This is a genomic window from Gilvimarinus sp. 1_MG-2023 (genome assembly GCF_030548285.1).
Window position 1 is genome coordinate 601,694 of the sequence record NZ_JAUOSC010000001.1, and the last position, 26,228, is coordinate 627,921.

A 26,228-nucleotide genomic window follows, 5' to 3' on the forward strand; every position below is an offset into this window, starting at 1 on the left:
CCCAATTGTTTTGCGTAGCCGGCGTTGGTGTTCCGGCACTTAAATTTTCCGGCGACGGGTAAGCCGCCGGTAGCCTCTGCTATTAGATTTCCAGCAGGATACGCGCTGGATCTTCCAGAAGCTCTTTAATCGCCACCAAGAATTGTACAGCTTCTTTGCCGTCAATTAAGCGGTGGTCGTAAGACAGAGCCAAGTACATCATTGGCAAGATTTTCACTTCGCCATTAACGGCCATCGGACGCTCTTGGATTTTGTGCATACCCAAAATAGCGGTTTGCGGCAAGTTCAGAATCGGCGTTGACAACAGTGATCCGAACACACCGCCATTGGTGATGGTAAAGGTACCACCGGTCATTTCATCGATCGACAGTTTGCCGTCACGGGCGCGCAAACCAAAATCGCGAATGGTGGACTCGACCTCAGCCACACTCATTTTTTCGCTGTTGCGAAGCACCGGTACAACCAAACCTTTTTCGGTCGATACGGCTACACCGATATCTTGGTAGCCGTGATAAACAATGTCGTCACCATCCAGTGAAGCATTAACCGCGGGGAAACGCTTCAGCGCTTCGGTCGCAGCCTTTACAAACAAGCCCATAAAGCCCAAACGAGTACCGTTATGTACTTTTTCAAACTTGTCTTTGTATTGCTTACGCAGCTCCATAACCGGTGCCATGTTCACTTCGTTAAAAGTGGTCAACATGGCCGTTGAGCTAGTGGCATCGAGCAGGCGCTCAGCAATGCGCTTACGCAAACGCGTCATAGGCACACGTTTTTCAACACGATCGCCTTCGGCCGCAAGTGGTGCAGGTGCCGCTGGTGCACTGGCAGGAGCAGCGGCGGGTTTACTGCTGGCAGAGCTGATGTGGTTCATCACATCTTCTTTGGTCACTCGACCATCTTTACCGGTACCGGCAATTGAGCTTGGCTCAATATTATTTTCTTCCGCTAACTTGCGCGCCGCCGGACTCAGAATTTTATCATCGGCTGAAGCCGATTCAGCCGCTGGGGCTTCATCTTTGGCAGGCTCAGAAGTCTCTGTAGAGGCTCCTGTGCTACCGGCGGCACCGGCTGTAAATACCGCAATAACTTCATTTGACAGGACGGTATCGCCCTCGCCTTTCATCACTTCGCTCAATACACCATCAGCGGGAGCGACAACTTCCAAAACCACTTTATCGGTTTCAATATCAACAATCAGTTCGTCACGTGAACAAGCTTCACCGGGTTGCTTGTGCCAGGTCGCAACGGTCCCATCCTGTACGGATTCGGGGAATGTAGGGGCTTTAATTTCTGTGCTCATTACGTTTCCTTAGCTTTCGCTAGCTTTCTCTATTCAGTTGCGTGCTTATACACTCAGCGCTTCATTGATAAAGCGCTTTTGCTCTTCAAGATGCACCGAAGCGTAGCCGGATGCAGGTGCCGCTGAAGGATCACGCCCTACATAACCGAGGTACAAGTTCGGGTTCAGGTCATAAACCACACGGCGCATATGGTGTTGGCTCGAATACCAAGCGCCTTGGTTCATGGGCTCTTCCTGACACCACATGATGTCTTTTATGTTAGTGAAAGGCGCTAATGCGGCTTTCAATTCCTCTTCCGGGAATGGATAAAGTTGTTCTAAACGCACCAAGGCGACATCGTCTTGCTCGCGCTTGTTGCGCTCTTCCAGTAAGTGGTAGTAAACCTTACCACTGCACAATACCGCGCGCTTCACCTTAGCAGGATCCAGATCATTGTCGCCAATGACATTCTGGAAGCTGCCGTGGGCCAAATCTTCCAGACTGGAGGTTGCCAATGGGTGGCGCAAAATCCATTTCGGGCTCATTACCACCAACGGGCGACGCATGGGTCGAATCGCCTGACGACGCAGCATGTGGAATACCTGAGCCGGCGTGGTGGGTATAACCACTTGAATATTGTGCTCGGCGCACAGCTGCATAAAGCGCTCAAGGCGAGCCGATGAGTGCTCTGGCCCCTGTCCCTCATAACCGTGCGGCAGCAACATAGTCAGGCCGCACAAACGTCCCCACTTATGCTCACCGCTGGTAATAAACTGATCGATCACAACTTGCGCACCGTTGGCGAAGTCACCAAACTGCGCTTCCCAAATAATCAGGGCATTGGGTGTCGTCGTGGCGTAACCGTATTCGAAGGCCAGCACCGCTTCTTCAGACAAGTAAGAATCGTACAAATCGAAAGCGGGTTGATTGTCATACATTTTCGCCAATGGCGTGTAGCGCTTGCCTTCTTTTTGGCTGTGCAGTACGGCGTGACGATGCGAGAAAGTGCCACGACCGACGTCTTGCCCGGTCATGCGAATTTGATGCCCCTGCTCTAACAATGTTGCATAGGCCAGTGTTTCCGCAAAACCCCAGTTAATGGGCAATGCACCACCGGCCATTTTGCGGCGATCGTCGTATATTTTCGACACTTGGCGTTGCAGCACTATGCCGTCGGGCACATCGCACATTTTGTGTGCCACTGCCTGTAAGGCTTTTAATTCGAAACCGGTTTCCGCGGGCGTTTTCCAGTCGTGGCCAATATAAGGTGACCAGTCGACAAACAGTGAGCTGTCAGGTTCGCTGACCAGTCCACTGGCTACGCTTTCGCCACGATCCAGCGAGGCGCGGTAATCGTTCATCATTTTGGTCGAGTCTTCGGCACTTAACACACCGCTATTGACCAATAAGTCTGAGTACAGGGTGCGCGCGGTTTTTTGCTTGCGGATGGCCTGATACATCAAAGGCTGAGTCGATGAAGGATCGTCCGCTTCGTTGTGACCACGACGGCGATAACACACCAGATCGATAACCACGTCTTTTTTAAACTCATAGCGATAATCCATCGCTAATTGAGCCACAAACAGTACGGCGTCTGGGTCATCTGCATTGACGTGGAAGATCGGTGTTTCGATCATCTTGGCCACATCGGTACAGTATTCGGTAGAGCGAGCATCTTCGCGGAAACTGGTGGTGAAGCCCACTTGGTTATTGATCACCAAGTGCAGGGTGCCGCCAGTTTTGTAGGCGCGGGTTTGCGACATTTGGAATGTCTCCATCACCACACCTTGACCCGCAAAGGCCGCGTCGCCGTGAACCACAATAGGCACTACGGTTTTACCCGATGCGTCTGAGCGCCGATCTTGACGGGCCCGTACCGAGCCTTCAACTACAGGCGAAACAATTTCCAAATGCGATGGGTTAAACGCCATCGCCATGTGCAGCTCGCCGCCGGGAGTCATAACATTGGAGGAGAAACCTTGGTGATACTTTACGTCGCCCGAGGTATCCACCAAGCGCTTGCCCTCAAACTCGCCAAACAGTTCGGCCGGGCTTTTACCAAAGATATTAACCAGTGTGTTCAGACGACCGCGGTGGGCCATGCCCAACACAATTTCTTTGGCGCCGTAGCCACCTGCACGTTTCACTAGTGCATCGACCAACGGAATAAAGCTTTCGCCACCTTCCAGACCAAAACGCTTGGTGCCTGGGTATTTGCTGTCCAGATGGCGTTCAAGACCTTCAGCGGCGGTTAAGCGCTCGAGCACGGCTAAGCGCTGTTCGGGGCTGAAGGTAGGTTGAGAGCGAACGCTTTCGAGGCGTTGCTGCAACCACTGCTTTTCCGACAGGTTGGTAATGTGCATTATTTCTGGGCCGACATGGCCACAGTAGGTTTGCTCTAGCGCAGCGATGATCTCTTTTAATGGCGCCTCTTCACGGCCAATAAACAGAGGGCCGGTTTGAAAAACCGTGTCCAGATCAGCGGAGGTTAAACCATGAAAAGCAATATCGAGGTCGGGAACGTGCTCGCGCTCCATCAAACCGAGGGGGTCGAGCTGGGCTTTTTGGTGCCCGCGGAAACGGTAAGAGCTGATTAATTGCAGCACTTTAACTTGTTTGCGCTCATGTTCGACGGAAATTGAGCTTGCCAGAGTCGGCGAGGCAGCCCTGGATTTAGACTTGGCTAGTTGAGCAAACTGCTCGCGAATCACCGAGTGTGGTGTATCTTGGGAAACGACGCCCTCTACCCGAGGCAACTGATCGAAGTAATCACGCCATTGCTCCGGTACACCATTGGGGTCGTGTAAATATAAATCGTAGAGATCTTCCACATACGAAGCGTTCCCACCAGAAATATGGGACGTGCTCCAAAGCTGCTCCATAATGCTGTCTTGCATTCCACCCACCTTGTCATGGAGATTTGGTCAGCCTCAGCCGACACAGCCCGGGCGATAACCTGGACTCCCCTGCTATATAGATATAGCCGTTAGCTTCCAAAAACGCGTTCAGCTTTTGGCCGAGCGCGCCGCTTAGTTTGTACCAAGTTTGAGTCTGGCACATACACAAATGCGCTGCATGCGAGTATTGCTCCCAGACAGCGCACTGTGTTACTCAAAGGCAATTAATAACTGCCTAGGTCGCACTGCGCAATAACATAGACCGGATATGACCGATGGCGCGTGTCGGGTTTAAGCCCTTAGGACACACAGCTACGCAGTTCTGAATGCCGTGGCAGCGAAATACGCTGAACGGGTCATCCAGTTTTGACAAACGATCCTCAGTGGCCTCATCGCGGCTATCCACCAAGAAGCGGTAAGCCTGCAACAATCCCGCGGGACCGATAAATTTGTCTGGGTTCCACCAGAATGACGGGCAGCTGGTTGAACAACAGGCGCAAAGTATACACTCATACAGCCCATCAAGCTTAGCCCGATCTTCGGGAGATTGTAACCGCTCAATGGCCGGTGCGGGGCTTTTATTCTGCAAATACGGCTCAATTTTCTTGTACTGAGCGTAAAATTGCGACATATCAACCACTAGATCGCGAATAACAGGCAGCCCCGGCAGAGGCCGCAGAATCAGCTTACCCTTTTTTACGCACTCAGACAGCGGCGTAATACAGGCCAAACCGTTCTTGCCGTTAATGTTTAGCCCATCGGAACCACAAACACCTTCGCGACAAGAGCGGCGGTAAGCCAGTGTGGAGTCCTGTGCTTTTAACAGCTCCATAACATCCAACACCATCAGGTCTTTGCCCTGTGTATCCACCTCATAAGACTTCATATAGGGCGCGGAGTCTGTCTCCGGGTTATAGCGATAAATTTCTACTTTCAACATAACTTATCCACCCTATTAATAAGTGCGAGCTTTTGGCTCGAATGCATCCATCGATTTAGGCGCGAAGTTTACACTGCGCTTACCCACCCGCTTCTCAGCTGGAAAAAATATAGAGTGACACAACCAGTTTTCATCGTCTCGCTCTTGGAAGTCATCGCGAGCATGAGCGCCGCGTGACTCTTTACGCTCTTCAGCAGCAATGGCGGTCGCCTCAGCCACTTCCAATAAGTTTTGCAACTCTAGCGCTTCAATTCGGGCGGTGTTAAAGGCATTACTTTTATCGTCCAGAGTGACATTGGCGATACGTTCACGCAAATCCGCCAGTTTTTTAATGCCCTCTTCCATAAACTCGCCTTTGCGGAACACACCGAAATGATTCTGCATAACATTTTGCAGCTCGGTACGCAGCGCAGCGGTCGATTCACCACCCTCAGAAGTATTGAGGCGATTGAGTCGTGACATGGCAGCTTCGATATCCGCTTGGCTAGGCTCGCGCAACTCGATGCCCTCGCGCAGACTCTTCTCAATGTACTGGCCCGCAGCGCGACCAAACACCACCAAGTCCAACAGCGAGTTACCACCCAAACGGTTGGCACCGTGCACAGAAACACACGCCGCCTCACCACAGGCGTAGAAGCCTGGAATCACCTGATCATTGCCATCGGCATCAAGCGTCAGGGCCTGGCCGCTTACGTTGGTTGGAATACCGCCCATCATATAGTGACAGGTTGGCACCACAGGGATTGGCTCTTTAACCGGGTCGGCATGGGCAAAGGTACGCGACAACTCAAGAATACCGGGAAGCTTAGCGTTTAGCGTTTCTTCGCCCAAGTGATCAAGTTTGAGGTAAACGTGATCGCCGTTCTCACCACAACCGCGTCCCTCAAGAATTTCCAAGACCATGGAGCGCGCCACAACATCGCGGCCCGCCAGGTCTTTGGCATTAGGTGCGTAACGCTCCATAAAGCGCTCGCCGTCTTTATTGACTAAGTAGCCACCTTCACCACGACAACCTTCGGTCACCAAGGTGCCCGCACCGTGAATACCGGTGGGGTGAAATTGCCACATTTCGATATCTTGTACCGGGAAGCCCGCGCGCAGTGCCATACCAATACCATCACCGGTATTGATGTGGGCATTGGTGGTCGAAGCATAAATACGACCCGCACCGCCGGTAGCGAAAACAGTGGCTTTTGATTTTACAAAAACAACCTCACCGTCTTCGATATTGATAGCGATAACACCAACAACCGCACCATCTTCGTTCTTAACCAGATCAACGGCGAACCACTCGTTCAAAAATACGGTGTCGTTTTGCACATTTTGTTGATACAAAGTGTGCAACAGCGCATGACCGGTACGGTCAGCCGCCGCACAAGTGCGAGCAGCCTGGCCACCGCGACCAAAATCCTTCGACTGACCGCCGAAAGGACGCTGATAAATACGGCCATTATCGGTGCGCGAAAATGGCAACCCCATGTGCTCCAGCTCGAATACGGCCTCGGGACCTACCGAGCACATATACTCAATAGCACTCTGGTCACCGATGTAATCCGACCCCTTAACGGTGTCGTACATATGCCAACGCCAATCATCTTGCGGGTCATCACTGGCAATCGCACAGGTGATGCCACCTTGAGCCGAAACCGTATGAGAGCGAGTTGGGAATACCTTGGTAATAACAGCGGTTTTATAACCGGACTGAGCCAGTTGCAGCGCAGCGCGCATGCCCGCTCCGCCACCGCCAATGACGATACCGTCAAAAGTAATTGTACGCATATTAGCCATTGATCAAAGCCCCCAAAGAATATCGAAACCCCAGACCACATAAGTGACTGCAACTAAGGCCAGCATCAGCTGGACAAAGACGCGCACTGCAGTAGCTTTGCTACCGAGGGTCTGAGTAGTAATGTAATCGGTCAGAACCGCCCACAGGCCGATCCAGGCGTGAGCGACAATCGACAACAGAGTAATCACGCTAAACACACGCATCCACAACTGAGCGAACAGCGCGCGCCATTGATTGAAATCGAGATCCGGGTTGATGACCAAATAGGCCACCAAAAATACAATATAAGCCACCATAACGACGGCGCTTATACGTTGAATAAACCAGTCAGATAGGCCACTACGGCCTAAATTAGTAATCGAGGTTACCATACCCAAACTCCTGCCAATACGATCAGTACAACAGCCACCACCAGTGCAAGCTTGGCACCCAGGCGACCCCCTTCATAGGACTCACCGACACCGCAATCCATAATCAGGTGACGTACACCCATGGCGGTGTGGTATCCCAGGGCGGCGAGTACACCCCAGAGAATCAGTTTGCACACCGGGCTTGCCAGTGAGTCTTGAACAGAAGCGAAGCCTTCGGCAGAGCTTAGGCTGGCGTCAAGCATCCACAACAACACTGCGACACCCGCAAAAAGTGCCACCCCGGTTACGCGATGCGTAATCGAAACAAGTGCTGTGATTGGAAATTTAATGGTTGAGAGCTCGAGATTGACAGGTCTTTTTTTGTTCACGGTAGCTATTCACCTTTATGCCCAAGGGCCGGTTTTAAGAATCGGTGTCCGACGGCAAATCCCAATCAATAAGGAGGGCAAGTATTGAATGCGCAACATAAGTGCACCAAAGGCTGCCGCCAGCCACATCCTGCAAGTCGCGGCGTATTATAGGGATTCGACTTGCGAAACACAAATAATTTGGCCCGACCACAATTTGGATTTTTTACTGATATTCCAATCACTTCGCCCCCTAAACACCAACATCAAAACATCGAAATTTATGCCTCACAAGCGTGCAGTTTTGCGCCACCGCCCCATTCTGGACGCAGCAACCGCCCCAAAACAGGACAGCACTTCTGTCCATACCTAGCTTGGGAGCAATAATTTGGCAAAAAAAACCTGTTTTCACGCCCAACGCTATGCCTGTATAGCAAATCTCATCTATAATGCCGCCTCCTCAACGAAGTAGTTACTGCCGAATTGGGGAATGCAGTGCCTCACAAAGCAATGTCTAGGGGCATTACAGCAGAGCCGCCGAAGCGTAAGTTCGACCCATCTCGGGCTCGAAACCAAGAGCTGGCAACAGCGAGAGAGCCCTCCAGGGGCCGGAAAATACTCGAGGTAAGTCTAGACAGTAGCCGCACAGGCTGCGAGCTTACCCTCAACACTAATAAGCAGTGCACCCTGCCGCCGGCATCCACAGGACGCCGTATGGGGCAAACTTGTGCCACTGACTCATGAGCCCGGCCATACTTGCCGAGCCCGCAAAGTAACTACAGGAGTCCGTAATGACTGACAAAAAAGCACGTTTAACGGTCGACGGCCAGGATACGTCGGTAGAGCTGCCAATTTACGCAAGCACTGCCGGTCCTGACGTTATTGATGTTACCAGCCTGACCAAGAACGGTTTTTTTACTTACGACCCAGGCTTTATGTCAACAGCTTCATGCGAGTCTAAAATTACCTTTATCGATGGCGGCAATGGCATTTTGCTGCACCGGGGTTACCCCATAGATCAGCTGGCCGAGCACTCTGACTACTTGGAAACGTGCTACCTACTGTTAAAAGGTGAATTACCCAGCGCAGACCAAAAGCAATCGTTTGTAAAAGCCGTCAAAGAGCACTCTGCCGTTGACGCCTCCATTGCCAAGTTAATTCAAAGCTTCCCCAAAAATGCTCACCCCATGGCGGTCCTTTGCAGCGCTGTTGCCGGTCTGGCCGCGGTGTACAATGACGACATCGACATCACCAAAGCCGAAGATCGCGACACTACCGCTTACCGCTTGATCGGACAGATGCCAACCTTAGCGGCCATGAGCTATAAGCATTTGAAAGGCGAAGATTTTGTTGAGCCTAACGAAGCTCTGGAGTATGCGGAAAACTTCCTCAACATGACTTTTGGCAGCTCAGCGGCCAGCAAAGTAAGCCCAACACTCGCCAAGGCAATGGACCGCATTTTCTTGTTGCATGCCGATCACGAGCAAAACGCATCTACCTCTACGGTCCGTTTGTCTGGCTCATCTGGCACCAACCCATTTGCTGCTATCGCAGCCGGTATTTCTACCCTTTGGGGGCCAGCACACGGTGGTGCCAACGAAGCGGTATTAACCATGCTGGAAGAAATCGGCTCAGTGGACAACATTGACACTTATGTTGCCAAAGCCAAAGACAAGGCTGACCCTTTCCGCCTGATGGGCTTTGGTCACCGCGTTTACAAAAACTTTGACCCACGCGCCAAAGTAATGAAACAAGCCGCCGACGAAGTTCTGTCGGAACTGGGGCTAGAAAACGATCCCCTATTGGCCATTGCCAAGAAGCTGGAAAAAATCGCACTGGAAGATGAGTACTTCATTCAGAAGAAACTCTACCCCAATGTGGATTTCTACTCGGGCATCATCATGAAGGCCTTGGGTATTCCCACCGAAATGTTTACCGTTATTTTTGCCACTGGACGCGCCGTTGGTTGGTACGCCCACTGGGACGAGATGGTAAGCAGCTCGTACAAAATTGGTCGCCCACGCCAGCTCTACACCGGCTACGCAAAACGTGACTACCCCGCCTAAGGTTTCAGCCTTTTTGTGCTGACACTGCCGTACGGCCACAAAAAAGCCAACCTGAAACTGGTTGGCTTTTTTTGTTTTAAGGTGAGGCGCATACCAGAACCACCTACCACTGTCTCATTAATGTAACAAACCACCCTTGCCATAAGCGTAGGGCTTTATCTACAGACCCAAAAAAACCGCCCGAAGGCGGTTAAGAGAGAGACGAGAATTCTTTTTAACATTGACGGTTTATAATTCTAACTACCCCGTCAAAATTTAATCCTGGCAGCTAATAGTCGCATCGGCGGCTTGATATTTCTCAACTCGAACATTGGCAAAGGTAAAATCCAACTCACCCTCGGTGTAGATGCTAAATGGGCGAACCACTTGCGTGATAAACTCTTCTAACGGTTGTCGAACACCAAAACGTTCGCCCGAATCGGGGAAGCAGCTCAAATCAACGGACACTGTCTGCCAACCATTACCTGCCAAGTGTTCATTCAAGCCGGTGGTGGCATCCAAATCAGAGGCGCAGTAGCTGCCACAACCCAAGCGTAAAAAGGCTTCTTTTGTGGCTGGGCTGTCGACTTTTATATCTAAGATCAACGCCGCGTTGTCACTGACATATTCGGTCCAATCTTGCAGCTCTTCGGTAAACAAAGCCACATGACCTGGGCCACGACCATTAAACACAACCCGGCGAGCGTCTTCTTGCTCGTTGCGGTCAACTGCGGTTACGGTCACTGTGGATGTACTCATGGATTTGCCTTCCATCACTAAGCGATCATTTTCGGCACCCACCGCCTCAATGGCCCAAGGCTCAATAGGACGACGTTCAAACAACTTAAGCACATCGGTGGTTGTGGCAACGCTAAGCCCCTGCTCAGAAAGATTATCGCCTAGCGAATCGGTATCTTGATAAGTCAGACCAAAACCGTATGCGAACAAAGGATCGTAATGGCTATCACCGATATTAAGTGGTGTTTGATCGGGTAATTTGGGCCATGAAAAAGATAACTTGCCGGACATCGGCACATTAACTTCGCCCTGGTTGTTCCGAAAAATCACATCAGAAACACCGATGCCTTCTGTTCCTGGATGCCAAATTACGGCAAAAGCATCGGAGGCATTGAGTTCACGGTTAATCCAAAGAGGACGACCGGTAATAAACAACGATACCACTGGAATACCAGCATCCTTAAAGCTTTGCAAAAGCTCTAAATCCGTGGTTTTGCCGCGATTGTAAGCCAAGTGTGCAACATCGCCCTGCATTTCTGCGTAAGGGTTTTCGCCGAAAACGACAATCGCGACATCCGGCTTATCGGTAAAACTGCCGTCTTCACTTAACGTGACACTACCACCACCGGCTTCAACGGTTGTTTTTATGCCGTCGTAAACAGAAGTAGCACCAGGGAAGTCAGAGTTTTTATTGCCTGTACCCTGCCAGGAAATCGACCAGCCGCCCGCCTGTTTTCCGATATTATCAGCACCATCTCCTGCCACCAGCACGTCTAATTCGCGCGACAAAGGCAATAGGTTATTGCTGTTTTTAAGCATCACTAAGGATTCTTGGACAGCTTGTCGAGCGATAGCGCGATGCTCCGGAGCACCAAGCAACTCAGATTTTCCGGCGAGTGGACGAGCCGAAGGCTTTTTAGCCTCAAACAACCCAGCACGTAATTTAACTCGCAAAATACGACGCACAGCATCGTCGATGCGAGCCATGCTGATTGCCCCATCCCGGATATCCTGCAAAGTGTTGGCATAGAGCTCTTTCCAATCGGCATCCGGCGCCATGAAAATATCCAGGCCAGCATTAACAGATTGCGGACAGTGAACTGATGTACAGCCTTTGACAAAACCATGTCCGGCCCAGTCACCAACCACTAACCCGTCAAAGTTCATTTGGCCCTTTAGCACGTCGGTCAAAAGGTACTTATGACCATGCATACGCGTACCATCCCAACGAGTAAACGATGCCATAACTGTCTGCACCCCAGCCTCAAGCGCTGTAAAGTAGCCAGCACCGTGGATATCGCGCAAATGAACTTCATCACCGGTGGTATCACCGCGGTCAATACCATCTTTGGTGCCGCCGTCGCCAATAAAGTGCTTGGCCGTGGCGATAATATGCCCTTCTGCCATAAAATCTTGGCCGTACTGCCCCTGTAAACCGCGCACCATTTCACCGGCATAGGCTCCGACAATATCAGGGGCCTCAGACCAAGACTCGTAAGTGCGTCCCCAACGATCATTACGCGCAACAGCAACCGTAGGGGAAAAATCCCAATCAATACCTGTAACGGTGAGCTCACGGGCAGTTGCCCAACCTATTTTCTCCAATAATTCGGGGTTGTTGGTGGCCCCCAAACCAATATTATGAGGATATAGAGTTGCCCCAATCACATTCCCTACGCCGTGTACGGCATCTGTGCCCCACATAATGGGAATTCCGGCGCGTCCGTCGGTTTTATCTACCGAGGCTAGATAATAGTCATCAGCTAATGCCAGCCAATCTTCGACTTTGGCATGCTTATCTCCATTGGGAAAACCACCGCCGCCATTAAGCACTGAACCAATATGATATTTTTTCACATCTTCTGCGGTCAAATGGCGAATTTCGGGCTGGATCATCTGTCCCACTTTCTCTTCCAGTGTTAACTGAGACAAGATTTGATCAATTCGGCTTTCGATGGCTGGCGTCTTTGTAACCTCACTTTGAATGGCGGGCCAAATACTGGCGTCATTTTTTCCAGATTCGGAAAAATCCGCCGACTGGCGATCAGATGCGGGGCTGCAGGCGCAGAGAGTTGCTACTACAGCGCTCGCAAGCGCAATACAGTTAAGAGTCTTTATTGCCATTGAACGGCTCCTATAATTTTATAACACTCAAACAGTCGATAAATTAACAGCGCCACCCAAACAAAGCGCCCCACATTGTGTAGATTTTAAAAAGTGGTTCATTGGCCGCCGGGCCAAAATAAAACTGGGAATTTGCTGCATTCCTTACAGGCTCAATCGCCGAGTCAGTATAGTCTTTAGGCCTACAAGAAATGGCCCGCTTTGCTTAACTTAATAATATTTAGGGAAAGTCAATACTTCCCACTATTGGGTAAAAATCATCGCGACTAGCAGCTTACGAATACACCGGCGCCACAAAACTATTCACGGTTAAACGCCCGAGTAATGGGTCGCTTGTAGGAATAAAATCAGTGGGTATACGTCCTGAATGCAGTGAATTACCCCGATAAACGAGTAGTCGATTGTATATGGCCCCGGGATTGGCAATCTCTTCAAATAAGGGAGACTCACTTCCAATATAAGCGGCTGGGGGAGCAGTTTCACCAGTGCACTCGGCCTCTAGCGATCTTAAGTACAGGGGCTGGCGCGCGTGGTCTATATTTTCAAAGCCCGTGCTCCGATGACGATAAAAAGCCGTACCTCCTAAATCCTTATTAAAAAAATAATGTACCGCTGCAAACCCATCCTCACCGACAACATCAACGTGGGGAATTCGTTGCATTAACGACAGCTGGTCAGGTGGCGTAGTGACCAGTGAATAATGGCACATCATCATTCGAAAGGTGCGAGTTGGCACATTGAAGTATAGGGGCAGAACGTCGGCCAGCTCCTGCATTAGGAATTCAACATACGCCTCACTCGCAACGGCCCGAAGCCCCGGATAAGCCATGCCGGCGGCGGAGAATTGAGCGCGACTTGCCTCTTGCCGAACCGAATCGGGGTCATCAATGCACGAATCGATCACCAATAAAGTAGCGCCCTCCTTACCGAGCGACACCTGCTTTATCTCAAAATTTTTATGTCGGCTATAACCCACGATCGTCCTCCAAGTTAACGATTTAACCTTTGAATCAACCAAGCTCTAAGCTGACGCGCGGTTTTATCATCCAGCGGTGCTAGCTCGCCCTGAGCCTCGGGTGGAATATGAGACCGGTTGCTTTCAGCATCGCCAAATATGTAGTAATCAAACAGCGCCTGCCAGGCCTTGCGCTCATTCAGTGGGCGATCTCGTAAACTCAAAATAGCGTGCTTTAAAACATTGGCAGGCGTGCCCATAAAAGCGGGAACAGTATTCCACCAATAATTAATCATCACATTAAAGCGATCGATCCCCTCAACCTGGTGCCACCACATACTGGGGTAAAAAAGTGCATCGCCCGCCTCCATATCGGCTACTTGTCCAGCCTCTAAGGCATGGCGAACCTTGGGAAAGCGCTCGAAATCTGGATTATTTAAGTCCACCAGACTTATCGCCTGCCCGCCGGGAGTTGGCTCCAGTGGCCCCGGATACAAATTGTCGACCTGTTCGGGCGGGAATAAGGTGAAACGACGCATACCGGTGACACAACAGGCCAGATTATTGGGGGAATCGTAATGCGCCGAAATAACTGAGGGGTTACCCAACCAAATACTGGCCAGCGGGTCATTATCGGCAAACATAGGGTGATTAAAGCTAAGATCATTGTCTTGGCGGAAGCCGGGCAAACAGGCGTCAATGGTGGTGGAACCTACGTAGCGACCCGGTGGATTATCATCCTCTAAATGCTGCGCAATACTGTCCAGCACATCGGTCAGTGGCACTCGCTTTTTCTCAAAATTGAAGCCTGAAAAATCGTCGGTATAGGTATATCGCCCTCTAATAGTAGAGTCTGCCCAGAATGAACCGACATTGAGTCCAGCATAGAATGACTTTAAATAATCCATCGCGGCCAAAGGTGAGTGTTGGCTGGCTTCAACAAGCCCCCACTTTTTTACCAAACCTTTCAACAAGACAGGCTCACCGGCTTCAACCAACTCCTCCCAGGGGATGGTCTCGGGCGTAATACCGTTTAACTCACGGGTTTTACGCGGTACTAAGGACGCATGAAATTGAGTCATAGGAGTACCCCTCGCATTAAAGCGCGGCTCGTTTTCTTTCCACCAAGCTTTTAATGTTTGATAGAGATGATTTCAATAGGTAAACGCCTTCTAAAAAGCCCATTTTGTTCAGCTTTTCAAGATTGGCCGCGTCTAAATCACGCAATTTATCTTCATTGATCGCGTAATATCCGGTTAAGTTATATTGGGCTTCAGGGGTGATTTGTATTTCCAAGTTAACAGGCTCAATCAGCTCTAGGTCTGCCAGTGCCTCGTACATCACCTTGCCGTAACCTAGCCCTTCGTGAATGGCGTTAAGCGTTTTAACCACTTTCTCAAGGTATGGAGAATTACCACCATGCTCTAAAAATACGGGCTCCCCTTCACTTTGGCTGACCCGCGGGTTGTCCATATCGACATGAATAACTGTCTCACGCTGCAGCTCGCCATCCATCTCTTTTTCTTGAAAACCAATCAGGAAGGGCCCACGAGCAACAATCGCGGGAACATAGCTCGCACCCCAATTGTCATTGTTTAAATATAAGTTTTCCCCGGCCTCAAACCCCAACACAGCATGGGTTTGAAACTCTCCCGTTTTATCATTTTTGCGCAATAAAATCGGATATTCGCGCTGCATATCCGCAAATTCAGTGGGAAAGGTTAAAACCGAATTTAGGTTGTCACCAAACTCTGCACCGTATCGATTAATAACCTTAAGATCTTTATGTGCGACATTATTAAGTAATACTGCATTGGGCATTAGAACCACCATCTATTTTTTATTTTCAATTGTCGGCTCATTTATTGGCAAATAAGTAAAACCGACGTCAATGACTTGAAGCTTAAACTGAACCAACCTTACTCGGTCGAGCAGTACTGGCTAATAAATTGTTTATGACTGGGCATCTTATCGACAAACCCAGCGATGGATTTGCGATAGTTTTGCATCATTGCAGAAAACTCCGCATCAGGTATATGATCCGCCGCCGGATGATAATGCTTAGGCATAACGCCCTGCCCTAGTAATACCTGGTTCCAGGAGTTAACGGTAAAAAGTTCATGGCTATCCCAGTAGATTCGACCAGAATCTCGATAAATTTCCATCCGGGTACGCAAGCTATCGGGAATATCCATTGCCTGACAGTATCGCCAAAATTCACTGTCATTGCGCCCGGTGGCCTTATAGTGCAGTAAAATAAAATCTCTTAGACCTTCAAGCTCCATACGGCTTTGTCGGTTAAATTCATCAATTTCCAGCTGCTTTGGGCTTCCCATCGGAATCATTCGCATTAAGCGAATAACTGCCGATGACACCAAATGTATACTGGTCGACTCCAGAGGCTCAATAAAGCCGCTCGACAAGCCAATTGCCACACAGTTCTTACGCCAAATTTCTTTGCGCCTGCCCGGCTGAAAGCCAATAAATCTTGGCTCGTTGATACATTCACCTTCAATATTGCTTAACAATAAACTACGCGCTTGCTCATCGCTTAAATATTTACTGCTAAACACCAGACCATTACCCACCCTGTTTTGCAATGGAATACGCCATTGCCAGCCACTTTCATGGGCTATGGATCGCGTATAAGGCACAGGGTCTTGGACGGTTTCGGTTTGTACGGCTACCGCTCTATCGCACAAAAAGTAATCGGACCAATCTTCGTAACCAGAGTGCAGTGCTTTATTGATCAATAAACCTCTAAAGCCTGTGCAGTCTATAAACAAGTCACCTTTTATTTCATCCCCTTGTTCCAATAAAAGCGATTCAATATCGCCCGCCGGGGATAACTTAACATGGTTAATATCACCTTCAATTCTACGCACCCCGCGCGACTCACTGATTTTGCGTAGGTACTGCGCGTACAGCCCGGCATCTAAATGGTAGGCATAGCCCAACCTTGGATTTTTGGTAATGGCGAATTTATTGGCGAAAGCCGCCTGGGCTTCAGCGGAATAATCAGCGTACGCTGTATGCTTGCCGGATAATGTTTCTCGCAACCAATAATGTTGAAACTGTCCGGCCCAAAACTCATGGCCGGTATCTCCAAACGAATGAAAGTAGTCTTTTCCTACCTCACCCCAATTTTCGAACTGAATCCCCAGCTTAAACGTGGCATTGGTGGCTCGGATAAAATCTTGCTCAGACAATTGCAACAACAGATGAAAGGACTGCATGGTAGGAATAGTGGCTTCGCCCACCCCTACAGTGGGGATATTAGCGGACTCCACTAACACTACTTCAACACAGTGCCCCATTTGGGAAACCAAAGCGCAAGCTGTCATCCAGCCCGCCGTCCCACCACCGGCCACGACGATACGCTTGATACCTGATTGCTGACTGTTTTGCATTGAACCACCCATTCCCGTATTAAATTTTACTCAGTCGATGCTCAGAGATCGCGGTTAATAATTCGCGATTACTCGGCAGACCACTGAGGTGCCTATCGAGCTTCTTGCCAACCTCCGACACTGCCGTTAATCCATACTCAATATTGGCAGAGGACCGTTGCTGATTCATGCTGGAAGTTTCAAATCCCATACCGTAAAGCACAAAGGCGTAACTGGCGGCGGGGAACAGCTCTTCTGCGTGCAAAAAATCGCGTACAGTCGGCGAGCGGTCTCGCCACAACAATAACAATTCTTGTAAAGCTACTGGACACGTCTCGCGTGCGGTCACATCGCGCCAGTATTCGGTGTCTCGGCGCTCACTCAACACATAATGTAGCTTTAGAAATTCAATAATTCTTTGCCAGCGATAGTTAAATACAGCATTAAAGCGTTGACTGACGATCTCCATCGTTTCGCGTGATTGTGGGAATTCATCCCGAATCATATTGGCCGACAACTCAACCAATGCCAGGGCTGAGGCTTCCAGAGGCTCAATAAAACCGGCCGACATCCCGACAGCAACACAATTGTGATGCCAAAACTTCTGCCTATGGCCGGGACTGATCGTTAACACTCGAGGGCTAAGCGTATCGAGCACTGATGCCGATACGCTATTACGCAAGTATTGCCTCAGCTGAGTTTGTGCCTGCGCCTCGGTACTGTGAGCACTGGAGTAAACATAACCCACACCGCGCCGGGTGGTTAAGCCTATATCCCAAGTCCAACCAGACTCTTGTGCGGTAGCAATGGTTGCACTGGCGACAGGAGCATTATCCTCTGCATAGGGCACCTGCACGGCCATTGCTCGGTCATTGATTGAATACTGCGAACAATCAACAAATGGAATTTGATAATGATCGCCCAATAACAAGCTACGTGAGCCTGTGCAATCAATAAATAGGTCTCCCGCTATAGCGCCGTGCTGTCGGGTAACAACCGCAGCAATATCGTTGTTCTCAGCGCTTTCTATCCGTTCCACATGATCTCTAATATGCCGAACGTTTAAATTCTCGGTGCAGTACTCTTGCAATAACTCCGCAAATTTCCCTGCATCCAAATGATAACCATAGTTGAGCGCGCCTGCATATTCAGGCATTACCATGGTTTTAGGCGCACTGTTGTGCTCGCATACTTGAGCCTGCATACCAGCCACATCAGCAAAACGCTGCCCAGAAAAATGGGCACACCATACCGCATGAATATCAGATTCAGCGCTCGCCGTTGGTAAAGTGAACGGGTGATAGTAGTAATCATTTGACCCACCCGCTCGCCAATCGACGAATTTCGACCCCTGCTTAAATGAAGCCGAACACCGTCTCAGAAAATCCGTTTCAGATATTCCTATACGCTTGAGAGTAGTCCGCATAGTCGGCCAAGTTCCCTCCCCCACACCGATGGTGCTCACCTCCGGGGATTCAATTAGGGTGATAGAAACCGCCTCTGTGGCTTTAAACTCAGCCGCTAGAATACCTGCTGTCAGCCATCCGGCCGTGCCGCCGCCAACAATAACGATATCTTTATTCATACCCACACTTCTTTTTTGTTGTCACAGGTATTCGATTCTCCCATGAAAAAAGCCGCTGTTTCCAGCGGCTTTTAACGATCGACTCTCTAATTAGATTAGAAAGTGTAGCGAGCTCCAACGGAGTACCGAGCACCAAGGTCTTCCAGGTTAAACATCTGACGCTCTGAGCGACCGTACAGACGCGAATCTTCACCTGTGATATTCAGACCTTCAGCAGAGAGAGTGACATTGTCGCTCACTTCATAGCTGATAGAGAAGTCGATTTGAGAGTAATCGGCCACATAACCTGGCGCATTATTACCACCCTGAGAAAGGCTGGTTAAGTACGAATCACGCCAGTTATAAGTCAAACGAGCTTGCAAGCGATCATGATCATACATTAGTGCCAAGTTAGCAGTATCGCTCACACCCAGCATCGCAAACTGCTCAATTTGTGAGGTGTTGTCCACTTCAAGGTCAGACTCTACGAAAGTGTAGTTAGCCTGTACACCAAAGCCTGTGTCACCAAAGAAGTGCTGCACAGAGAGTTCCGCACCGGTAATACTGTCGTCGCGGAAGTTGCTTGGCAATGATACATCCCACTGCTGGACAGGATCACTTGAATTAGCCAAGATCGATGTGGATTCGTTATTAGGATCCAAACCTTCATTCAGCAACATCTGATCGTGCTGATGAGCTTCATTATTAGGGTTCCAAACCGAACCATCACGGTTTATGTCGCCATTGGCAGCCTTAGCTTCAATATCGTTAATAGCCTGCTCAAAGCGTGGACCATTACGTGGATCACGCAGTCCGTATACTGGCAATTCCGATACGCCACCACCAATAAAGTCAGACACTTCTTTTTGGAACAACGCGACCGAGAAGTAGCTCGCATCATCGTAGTACCACTCAGCTGACAGGTCTAAGTTCTCTGACTCGAGAGGAGTCAATAGTGGGTTACCACCGCTTGCACTGCGATCGTATTGGCCGCCGATAGTGATCGTGGAGCTTAAATCTGAGTAAGATGGGCGAGCAATGGTCACACTGTAGGAAGCACGCAATTTGATAGCTTCAGTCAGCGCAATATCAAAATCAACATTAGGCAAGAAGTTATCGTAGCTGTTCTCAACGGTAACCGTTGTCAATGGACCTGGCTCATAAATCAGCGCGAAATCGTTATCACTGAGCCAGCTTTGATTATCGGGCGTATTAACAATCGAGCTTGACAGCAACTCAGTCTCTTCTTGACGCAGACCGATCACTAAGTTGGACGCCATGTCGCCAATATCAAAAGAACCCGAGAACTGCACATAAAAAGCCTGAACATCTTCGGCAATAGTGCGGTCGACGGAAACAACATTATTGGGCTGAACCTTTCCATTCGGGAAGCTATTGAAATTATCCGGTGTCAGGTCATTGACACGGTTGTTCCAATGCTCACCATTGGGCTCAAGTGCAGTCACCCAATAATGGCCTTCTACATTTTCCACTTCTTCTGTGGTTGGGTCATCAACCGTAGTTGGATCATCCCCGTTAATACGGATACGAGTTTGGGCAATAGCATAAGCACCTTCGATGGTTTCTACAATCGCGTCATAATCGCCCACTACACCGCCACTAAAGAATTGGGGATTACCTGTAGATTCGCTAAAGCTTGGGAAGGCGTCACCAAAGTCACGAGGCGAGAAATAGCCCTGCCAGTCAGCACCAAACGCATCGGGATCAACACCACTCCAGTTACCCATAGTGATACGAGGTGAAGTACCTGTATTTACCAGAGCTTGGTTAGTATCTTTACGATCTTCAATACCGAAAGTAACGTCAGCTTGTTCGAAGAAAGCAAAACCACCTAAATCTAGCGCACCATCAACACGTAGCTGCTCGATATCTGTATTAACTCGATCCCAGCGCGCAGAACCCATCGCAGAGGAGATATCACCACCATCGACATAACCGTTATTGTTGCCTTTATCTTCTCGGGAATCATCAATCGTAACACCCATAATGCCTAGGTCATTACGCCAATCTGAGTACTCGCCGACCGTAACGTTAGCGTTCAAGCCAAGTTCGGTTTGCGTGGTGTAATTTCTCGCGCTTGAGTCATGATAATCTAACGCCAGTGAGAAATTGTCAGTCACGTCCCACTCAAGGTTTAAGCCAGCAGACTCCATTTTGCTACTGCCTGAGTATTTTTGCTGCGCAAACGAGGTATCTTTACCAGCCCCTACACCATAAGTTTCGCTGTAGATAACAGGCGTATGTACTTCTTGATTAGAGTCGAAGGTCAGAGCTGTGATGGCAGATTCATTATACCAGCTCGATTGCTGAGCGCGCTTAAAATCAAGATCGTACTCAGTATAAGTGTAATCAACGGTCGCGGTAAAAGAGTCAACCGGGCGGTACTGCATGGTCAATTGACCATTAGTACGCTCACGGTGGCCATCTTCTACGGCATAACGGATATCAGTCGGGATCGCGTATAAATCACCTGGCGATAACGGATTAGTAATGGCCGCACCAGCAGGGGTGTCGGCATGAGTACCATCGGCACCCACTTCACGCATTTGCCAGTTACCCACAAATGCATTAGATCGCACATTGTCGCGCACCTGGTAGGCAGCACTCAAAGCGACACCAAAGGTTTCGTCGTCATTTGCCCAGCTAAATACACCTGAAGCTTCAGGAGTAATGTCACGGCCAGCATCGCTACGACCAACCGTAGTATCGTGAACGGCTTTTACGCCAACAGACGCTTTCACATCGCCAACATCTAATGGACGCAAGGTTTTCAAGTTAACAGTTGCACCCAAACCACCACCGGAAAGATCCGCGCGGCCAGTTTTATAAATCTCAGCACCACTCACACTTTCAGCTGCCAGTGAGCCAAAATCAAAGGCACGGCTGGCACGATCTCCGGCGCCGCCGTCGTTGGTTACCGATGGCATGCTACGGCCATTCAAAGTCACCATATTCATCGACGGATCAATACCGCGAACCGTTACGCGCGCACCTTCACCATTACTTCGAGTGATAGACACACCCGCCACGCGCTGTAGCGATTCAGCCAGGTTGGCATCGGGCATTTTACCGATATCTTCGGCAGAAATGGCATCAACCACACCGGTTGATTCACGCTTAACATCCATTGCGCGATCCAAAGATGCACGGATACCAGTTACTACGACCTCTTCGATTTGACCAGCGTCGTCTTGTGCGAATGATGGGGCACTAAACCCAGCCATAGCACAAGAAGCCACCGCAGAGGCGATCAACTTGCGCTTAAAGTTGGCATTATATTTAGACATGGGACTCTCCTTCGTATTATTAAGATTATGCTGTGCTTTAAATTGTGGTGCTTAACATTATTAATATTTAGTGTTCTTTGCACTTAATCAAACAGGTGGTCATCCTTTAAACAACGAACCATCCCATCGCGTACAGCTGTGCATTTATCATTGTTATGCGTTTACCAAGATGATGTTTAAACCAACCTTGCGTTCAGAGTTAACCCTGTTTTTTTTACCGCACCCATTGCATCAATTGAGCAATAAGTAGGTTGAATTTGAATTTTATTTTGGCTCTTAAACACGCTTTATAACTTCGACTCGTCAACCAATTTACGGCAAGGATTTCCACTATTCAATACTCCAATTCACATCACCACAAATGTATTCGGTTACATTTCCTATGTTAACAATAACGCAAACATTAACGAGGCCTACTGGGCCCCACTTTTCACGAGGTAAAGCAAGCCGTTGAAATTAATCCTAATTAAGCCATGTTATGTTCCATCATTAGCTTTCCAACACTAAAATATACTCATAACCTGTTGTTATTATTATATATATTATCCATCTAGTAGCCGCCATGCTTAATGCCAGTGTCGCCACCAATGACAGCGCTACCATTGCTGTAACTCCAAAGGCTACTTGATTCATTGGTAGAATTAATTTTTTTTAACTTTTTTTCTTGTTAACGCTAACATAATCACCTTAATATCGATGGTAGTGGGAAATCATTCTCAACCACAAGTAAAGCCGCACCAGATAAGGCCTACAGAGGGAAACTTGAGCCCTCACTATTCAGCAATAGTAATGTAATCGTTTACACCTATGACAGCGGTGTCAATTTAGCCTTAAAAATGATCTGAAAGATCGAGAAATGGCGCAATTATCAACACACGGGAGGTAACTAAAGGCTCAATCGAAGACGCAGAAAAATACAGCGAAACCGCCTTAACAGGCATTTAAAAGATGGATAGAGCCACTCTGAAGGTACTTCCCCACCACCGGTGGAATCGAACTAAGAGTGGTTAATCTGAAATAAAAACTTGATAGCGGGTGAGTAAACGTACGAACAAAATTTGGGGAGAGCGTTGCAACGAACTGGGGGCCCCGCCGATACAATCAACACTGCGCTAGACGCTTAAGCATTTGACCTTGCTAGACACCAAGGTCAATTTTCATACCTGTACCACGACCCATTGCTAGCGCCGACGTTAAACCGAGTGAAAGAAACCGTAGATTTCTTCAGCTAAAGTGCGGCTAATCCCTTTGGTTTTGGCCAAATCAGTAATGCTCGCCTTTTGCAACTCCTGCAATCCGCCAAAGTGGCGCAGTAACTCCCGACGCTTGGCGGGCCCTACTCCGGGTATATCATCCAAAGTGGAACCCCGACGTTTTTTATCGCGGCGGTTTTTATGCCCGGTAATCGCAAAGCGGTGCGCTTCGTCGCGAATTTGCTGGATAATATGCAGTGCGGGTGAGTCGCTGCCGAGCACAATCTCCTGCCCTGTTTGGGCATTGTACAGTGTTTCGAAGCCGGGCTTGCGAGTGGTACCTTTCGCCACCCCCACCAATTGCACACCGCTTACCCCCAGCTCGCCCAATACGCGCTCTGCCACCCCCATTTGCCCTTTACCACCATCGATAAACAAAATGTCGGGTAGCTTGCCCTCACCTTTTTGCAAGCGGGTATAGCGGCGAGTGAGGGCTTGCTCCATGGCGGCGTAGTCATCACCGCCGGTAATGCCGTCTATATTAAAACGGCGGTAATCGGATTTTGCCGGGCCTTCCTTATCAAACACCACACAGGAGGCCACCGTAAGCTCACCACTGGAGTGGCTGATATCAAAGCACTCCATACGCGCTGGGATTTCATCCAGGCCCAGTACATCCTGTAACGCCAGCAGCCGCTCGGTCACGGTTTTACGGCTATTAATGCGAGCAATAATATTCTGCTCGGCCGCTTTTTGCGCCATATCCACCCATTTAGCCCGATAGGAGCGCACCTTATGGGTAATCATCACTTTGGCCCCCCTGGCGGTTGCCAACGCTTGACTCAGCAGTTCGGCGTCCTCCAACGGGGCACTGGTTACCACCGCTGCGGGCACTTCGCGCCCTGCGCTTAAATAAAAGGGGGGCAGAAACTCACCCAGCACATCGGCATCTGTCTCGCCTAGCCCGAGCTTGGGGTAATAACTACGACTGCCCAGTATCCGCCCTTGGCGAATAAACAATACATGCACGCAGGCGTTACCACTTTTGAGCGCGACCGCCACAATATCCATATCGCCGGTGCCTTCTTCGACACTTTGCTGAGCTTGTACAGTGCGCAATGCACTGATTTGATCGCGCAATTGCGCCGCCCGCTCGAAGGCTAATTGCTCCGAGGCCGCGTCCATTTCATTGGCCAGCTCTTGCAGTAACTGCTGGTTCTTGCCCTGCAAAAATAAGCGCGTATGGTGCACATCCTGAGCGTAATCCTGCGGGGTAATCAGATCCACGCAGGGACCGGTACAGCGATCAATTTGGTATTGCAGGCACGGGCGTGAGCGGTTGCGAAATACGCTGTCCTCGCACTGGCGTACTTTAAAGGTTTTTTGCAGAAAACCGAGGCTATCGCGCACAGCGCTAACATTAGGGTAAGGCCCATAGTAATCGCCGGTTTTCTTTTTCGCACCGCGGTGCAGCGCAATCCTAGGATAGGGCTCGGCGGATGACATAAATACGTAGGGGTAGGACTTATCGTCGCGCAGTAAAATATTATACGGGGGGCGGTTCGACTTAATTAAATTCTGCTCAAGTATCAACGCCTCACTTTCGCTGGTGGTGATGGTCACCTCAACCCGAGCAATGCGGGCCACCAGCGATTGTGTTTTTGGTGCCAGGCCTGTGGCTCTAAAGTAGCTCGCTAAACGCTTTTTTAAATTCTTCGCTTTGCCGACATAGAGAATGTCCCCCTCGGCGTTAAACATTTGATATACGCCGGGGGCTTGGGTCTGATGAGACAGGAACTGTTTGGGGTCAAAATGAGCATCTACCATGGGGGTATTATACCCATAATAGTAAGCCTAAAACCCACACGGATAAGGCTATCGTTATACTACGGCCTCTGGATCTAAATAGTTGTGCTTGACTGCCAGAAGTGCCAACTCAACATCGGAGTTGATGCCCAGCTTTTCGAATATTCGATAGCGATAACTGTTAACCGTTTTAGAGCTAACACAGAATATATTGGCGATATCCTGCGCTTTACGGCCGCCGGCGATCAGCATTGCAGTTTCCAGCTCACGTCGCGAGAGCAGTTCGAAGGGGCTGACATCGGCCTGACCAGAAATATTCTTTAAGGCAAGCTGCTGAGCAATGGCGCTGCTCATATATTGATTGCCACGTACCACTGTATCAATAGCGGTTGTGATATCGCCAAAGCCGGTACCTTTGGTGACATAGCCAACGGCGCCGGCTTGTAGTAATCGGGAAGGGTAGAGATCATCATCACAGGCCGTCACGGCGATGATTTTAACCCCGGGGTTCGCGGCCAGCATTTTTCGGGTCGCCTCTAAGCCCCCAATACCGGGCATTTTCACATCCATCAGTACAACATCTGGGGTGAGCTCCCGAGCCTTAGCAATGCCCTCCTCACCGCTTTTGGCCTGACCTACGACTTCATACCCATTAACGTCGTCTAGCATACGGACAATGCCCATACGCACTAGGTCATGATCATCTACGACCAGTATTTTCGTCACCGGATACTCCCCCGCAAAATAGGCACTGCCTACCTTGTTTTTAATACGACTCGGGCTGTATAAGCCACTTTATGTTTATGCACAGAGAATATTAGCAGTTTATAGCTAAAATGGGGAACTGTTATCCTTAACTATCCTTAACGGAGGGCTTCACCAGACGAAAGGTTAGGTTAATTCTAGGCTTTAATAATCGCTGAGATTTGACCAGTTGGTGTTGCCAATGATGTTGTAAGCGCCCCCCATTAGCAATAAATCACCGGAAGCCAATGCCACCCGGCAAGTGTGCCGACTTGTTTTGTGACGCAAAGTGAAGTGGCGTGTCTGCCCCAAGCTAAGCGAGGCTATGGTAGGCTCTGGCCCCAGTTCTGGCTCATCATCACTGTGCCAGGCCACACTGTCTCGGCCATCGCGATATAAGTTAGCCAGCACACTGTTAAATTCACATTCACAAAAATCTTCAAGCTGGCAGCGCAAAGTGTGAAGTTCTGCCGTCCAAGGCTTGGGCGTGAAACTCGCTCCGGAATAACGGTAATGAGCACTGGGCTCACCATACCAGGCATTGAGACGCGGTATAGGCATTGATTTGCCATACATCCTAAGGACAGTCTGCTGCCAAACAAGCTCATCACTGAATATCGACAATAGCCGCTCAGCCTGTACCTCGGGCAACCATTGCCGGTGCAAGGTAGCCCAACCATCATGCTCGACCAATACCTCGGGGCCTGAACGGGCAAACAAATCACGTTGCATAAG

General features: G+C 49.6%; 17 protein-coding genes. 1 reads left to right on the top strand and 16 read right to left on the bottom strand.

The features are described from left to right. Positions 1–82 precede the first annotated feature (82 nt). The 6 genes from odhB to sdhC form a co-directional block, all read right to left on the bottom strand. On the bottom strand, positions 83–1,303 hold the full coding sequence (gene odhB, locus Q4563_RS02660) for a 2-oxoglutarate dehydrogenase complex dihydrolipoyllysine-residue succinyltransferase (protein WP_215977711.1): 1,221 nt from the start codon (positions 1,301–1,303) through the stop codon (positions 83–85). A gap of 45 nt (positions 1,304–1,348) precedes the next feature. Next, the gene (locus Q4563_RS02665) at positions 1,349–4,180 is read right to left on the bottom strand and encodes a 2-oxoglutarate dehydrogenase E1 component (RefSeq protein WP_303603496.1); all 2,832 of its coding nucleotides are present in this window, start codon (positions 4,178–4,180) and stop codon (positions 1,349–1,351) included. A gap of 235 nt (positions 4,181–4,415) precedes the next feature. Next, positions 4,416–5,120, bottom strand: a complete 705-nt coding sequence (locus Q4563_RS02670; protein WP_215977713.1) for a succinate dehydrogenase iron-sulfur subunit — start codon at positions 5,118–5,120, stop codon at positions 4,416–4,418. Between the two features lie 15 nt (positions 5,121–5,135). Further along, positions 5,136–6,908, bottom strand: coding sequence for a succinate dehydrogenase flavoprotein subunit (sdhA, locus tag Q4563_RS02675; protein WP_215977714.1), 1,773 nt, complete (start codon positions 6,906–6,908; stop codon positions 5,136–5,138). 3 nt (positions 6,909–6,911) lie between these two features. Further along, positions 6,912–7,280, bottom strand: a complete 369-nt coding sequence (sdhD, locus tag Q4563_RS02680; RefSeq protein ID WP_215977715.1) for a succinate dehydrogenase, hydrophobic membrane anchor protein — start codon at positions 7,278–7,280, stop codon at positions 6,912–6,914. Further along, positions 7,274–7,648 (bottom strand): succinate dehydrogenase, cytochrome b556 subunit, encoded by a 375-nt coding sequence (gene sdhC / locus Q4563_RS02685; protein WP_215977716.1) that lies wholly within the window; start codon positions 7,646–7,648, stop codon positions 7,274–7,276. Before sdhC ends, sdhD begins: the two co-directional genes overlap by 7 nt. 770 nt (positions 7,649–8,418) lie before the next feature. Here sdhC and Q4563_RS02690 point away from each other — a divergent pair. Next, positions 8,419–9,693 (top strand): citrate synthase, encoded by a 1,275-nt coding sequence (locus Q4563_RS02690; RefSeq protein WP_215977717.1) that lies wholly within the window; start codon positions 8,419–8,421, stop codon positions 9,691–9,693. Positions 9,694–9,948: 255 nt separating this feature from the next. Here the strand turns inward: Q4563_RS02690 and Q4563_RS02695 are convergent, their stop codons facing one another. The 10 genes from Q4563_RS02695 to Q4563_RS02740 form a co-directional block, all read right to left on the bottom strand. Continuing rightward, complete coding sequence (locus tag Q4563_RS02695) at positions 9,949–12,534, bottom strand: glycoside hydrolase family 3 protein (RefSeq protein ID WP_303603497.1); 2,586 nt, start codon at positions 12,532–12,534, stop codon at positions 9,949–9,951. A gap of 274 nt (positions 12,535–12,808) precedes the next feature. Further along, entirely contained in the window at positions 12,809–13,510 is a 702-nt protein-coding gene (locus Q4563_RS02700) for a DUF6445 family protein (protein ID WP_303603498.1), read from the bottom strand. Between the two features lie 14 nt (positions 13,511–13,524). Beyond that, positions 13,525–14,571: a cupin-like domain-containing protein gene (locus Q4563_RS02705; RefSeq protein ID WP_303603499.1), complete on the bottom strand. Its 1,047-nt coding sequence runs from the start codon at positions 14,569–14,571 to the stop codon at positions 13,525–13,527. A 16-nt stretch (positions 14,572–14,587) separates the two neighbouring features. Next, positions 14,588–15,310, bottom strand: a complete 723-nt coding sequence (locus Q4563_RS02710) for a SapC family protein (protein ID WP_303603500.1) — start codon at positions 15,308–15,310, stop codon at positions 14,588–14,590. A gap of 98 nt (positions 15,311–15,408) precedes the next feature. Beyond that, on the bottom strand, positions 15,409–16,899 hold the full coding sequence (locus Q4563_RS02715) for a tryptophan halogenase family protein (protein WP_303603501.1): 1,491 nt from the start codon (positions 16,897–16,899) through the stop codon (positions 15,409–15,411). 19 nt (positions 16,900–16,918) lie between these two features. Then, on the bottom strand, positions 16,919–18,463 hold the full coding sequence (locus tag Q4563_RS02720; RefSeq protein ID WP_303603502.1) for a tryptophan halogenase family protein: 1,545 nt from the start codon (positions 18,461–18,463) through the stop codon (positions 16,919–16,921). 95 nt (positions 18,464–18,558) lie between these two features. Then, a complete protein-coding gene (locus tag Q4563_RS02725) occupies positions 18,559–21,750 on the bottom strand; it encodes a TonB-dependent receptor (RefSeq protein WP_303603503.1) in 3,192 nt (1,063 codons plus the stop codon). Positions 21,751–22,943: 1,193 nt separating this feature from the next. Continuing rightward, a complete protein-coding gene (gene uvrC / locus Q4563_RS02730; RefSeq protein ID WP_215977724.1) occupies positions 22,944–24,770 on the bottom strand; it encodes an excinuclease ABC subunit UvrC in 1,827 nt (608 codons plus the stop codon). 54 nt (positions 24,771–24,824) lie between these two features. Further along, on the bottom strand, positions 24,825–25,475 hold the full coding sequence (locus Q4563_RS02735; protein WP_215977725.1) for a response regulator: 651 nt from the start codon (positions 25,473–25,475) through the stop codon (positions 24,825–24,827). Positions 25,476–25,658: 183 nt separating this feature from the next. Further along, on the bottom strand, positions 25,659–26,225 hold the full coding sequence (locus Q4563_RS02740; RefSeq protein ID WP_303603504.1) for an alpha-ketoglutarate-dependent dioxygenase AlkB family protein: 567 nt from the start codon (positions 26,223–26,225) through the stop codon (positions 25,659–25,661). Positions 26,226–26,228: the final 3 nt, after the last annotated feature.

Excerpts from the sequence above, each read along its gene's own strand:
- odhB (WP_215977711.1), bottom strand. The coding sequence starts at position 1,303 with ATGAGCACAGAAATTAAAGCCCCTACATTCCCCGAATCCGTACAGGAT.
- Q4563_RS02665 (WP_303603496.1), bottom strand. The coding sequence starts at position 4,180 with ATGCAAGACAGCATTATGGAGCAGCTTTGGAGCACGTCCCATATTTCT.
- Q4563_RS02670 (WP_215977713.1), bottom strand. The coding sequence starts at position 5,120 with ATGTTGAAAGTAGAAATTTATCGCTATAACCCGGAGACAGACTCCGCG.
- sdhA (WP_215977714.1), bottom strand. The coding sequence starts at position 6,908 with ATGGCTAATATGCGTACAATTACTTTTGACGGTATCGTCATTGGCGGT.
- sdhD (WP_215977715.1), bottom strand. The coding sequence starts at position 7,280 with ATGGTAACCTCGATTACTAATTTAGGCCGTAGTGGCCTATCTGACTGG.
- Q4563_RS02690 (WP_215977717.1), top strand. The coding sequence starts at position 8,419 with ATGACTGACAAAAAAGCACGTTTAACGGTCGACGGCCAGGATACGTCG.
- Q4563_RS02695 (WP_303603497.1), bottom strand. The coding sequence starts at position 12,534 with ATGGCAATAAAGACTCTTAACTGTATTGCGCTTGCGAGCGCTGTAGTA.
- Q4563_RS02705 (WP_303603499.1), bottom strand. The coding sequence starts at position 14,571 with ATGACTCAATTTCATGCGTCCTTAGTACCGCGTAAAACCCGTGAGTTA.
- Q4563_RS02710 (WP_303603500.1), bottom strand. The coding sequence starts at position 15,310 with ATGCCCAATGCAGTATTACTTAATAATGTCGCACATAAAGATCTTAAG.
- Q4563_RS02715 (WP_303603501.1), bottom strand. The coding sequence starts at position 16,899 with ATGCAAAACAGTCAGCAATCAGGTATCAAGCGTATCGTCGTGGCCGGT.
- Q4563_RS02720 (WP_303603502.1), bottom strand. The coding sequence starts at position 18,463 with ATGAATAAAGATATCGTTATTGTTGGCGGCGGCACGGCCGGATGGCTG.
- Q4563_RS02725 (WP_303603503.1), bottom strand. The coding sequence starts at position 21,750 with ATGTCTAAATATAATGCCAACTTTAAGCGCAAGTTGATCGCCTCTGCG.
- uvrC (WP_215977724.1), bottom strand. The coding sequence starts at position 24,770 with ATGGTAGATGCTCATTTTGACCCCAAACAGTTCCTGTCTCATCAGACC.
- Q4563_RS02740 (WP_303603504.1), bottom strand. The coding sequence starts at position 26,225 with ATGCAACGTGATTTGTTTGCCCGTTCAGGCCCCGAGGTATTGGTCGAG.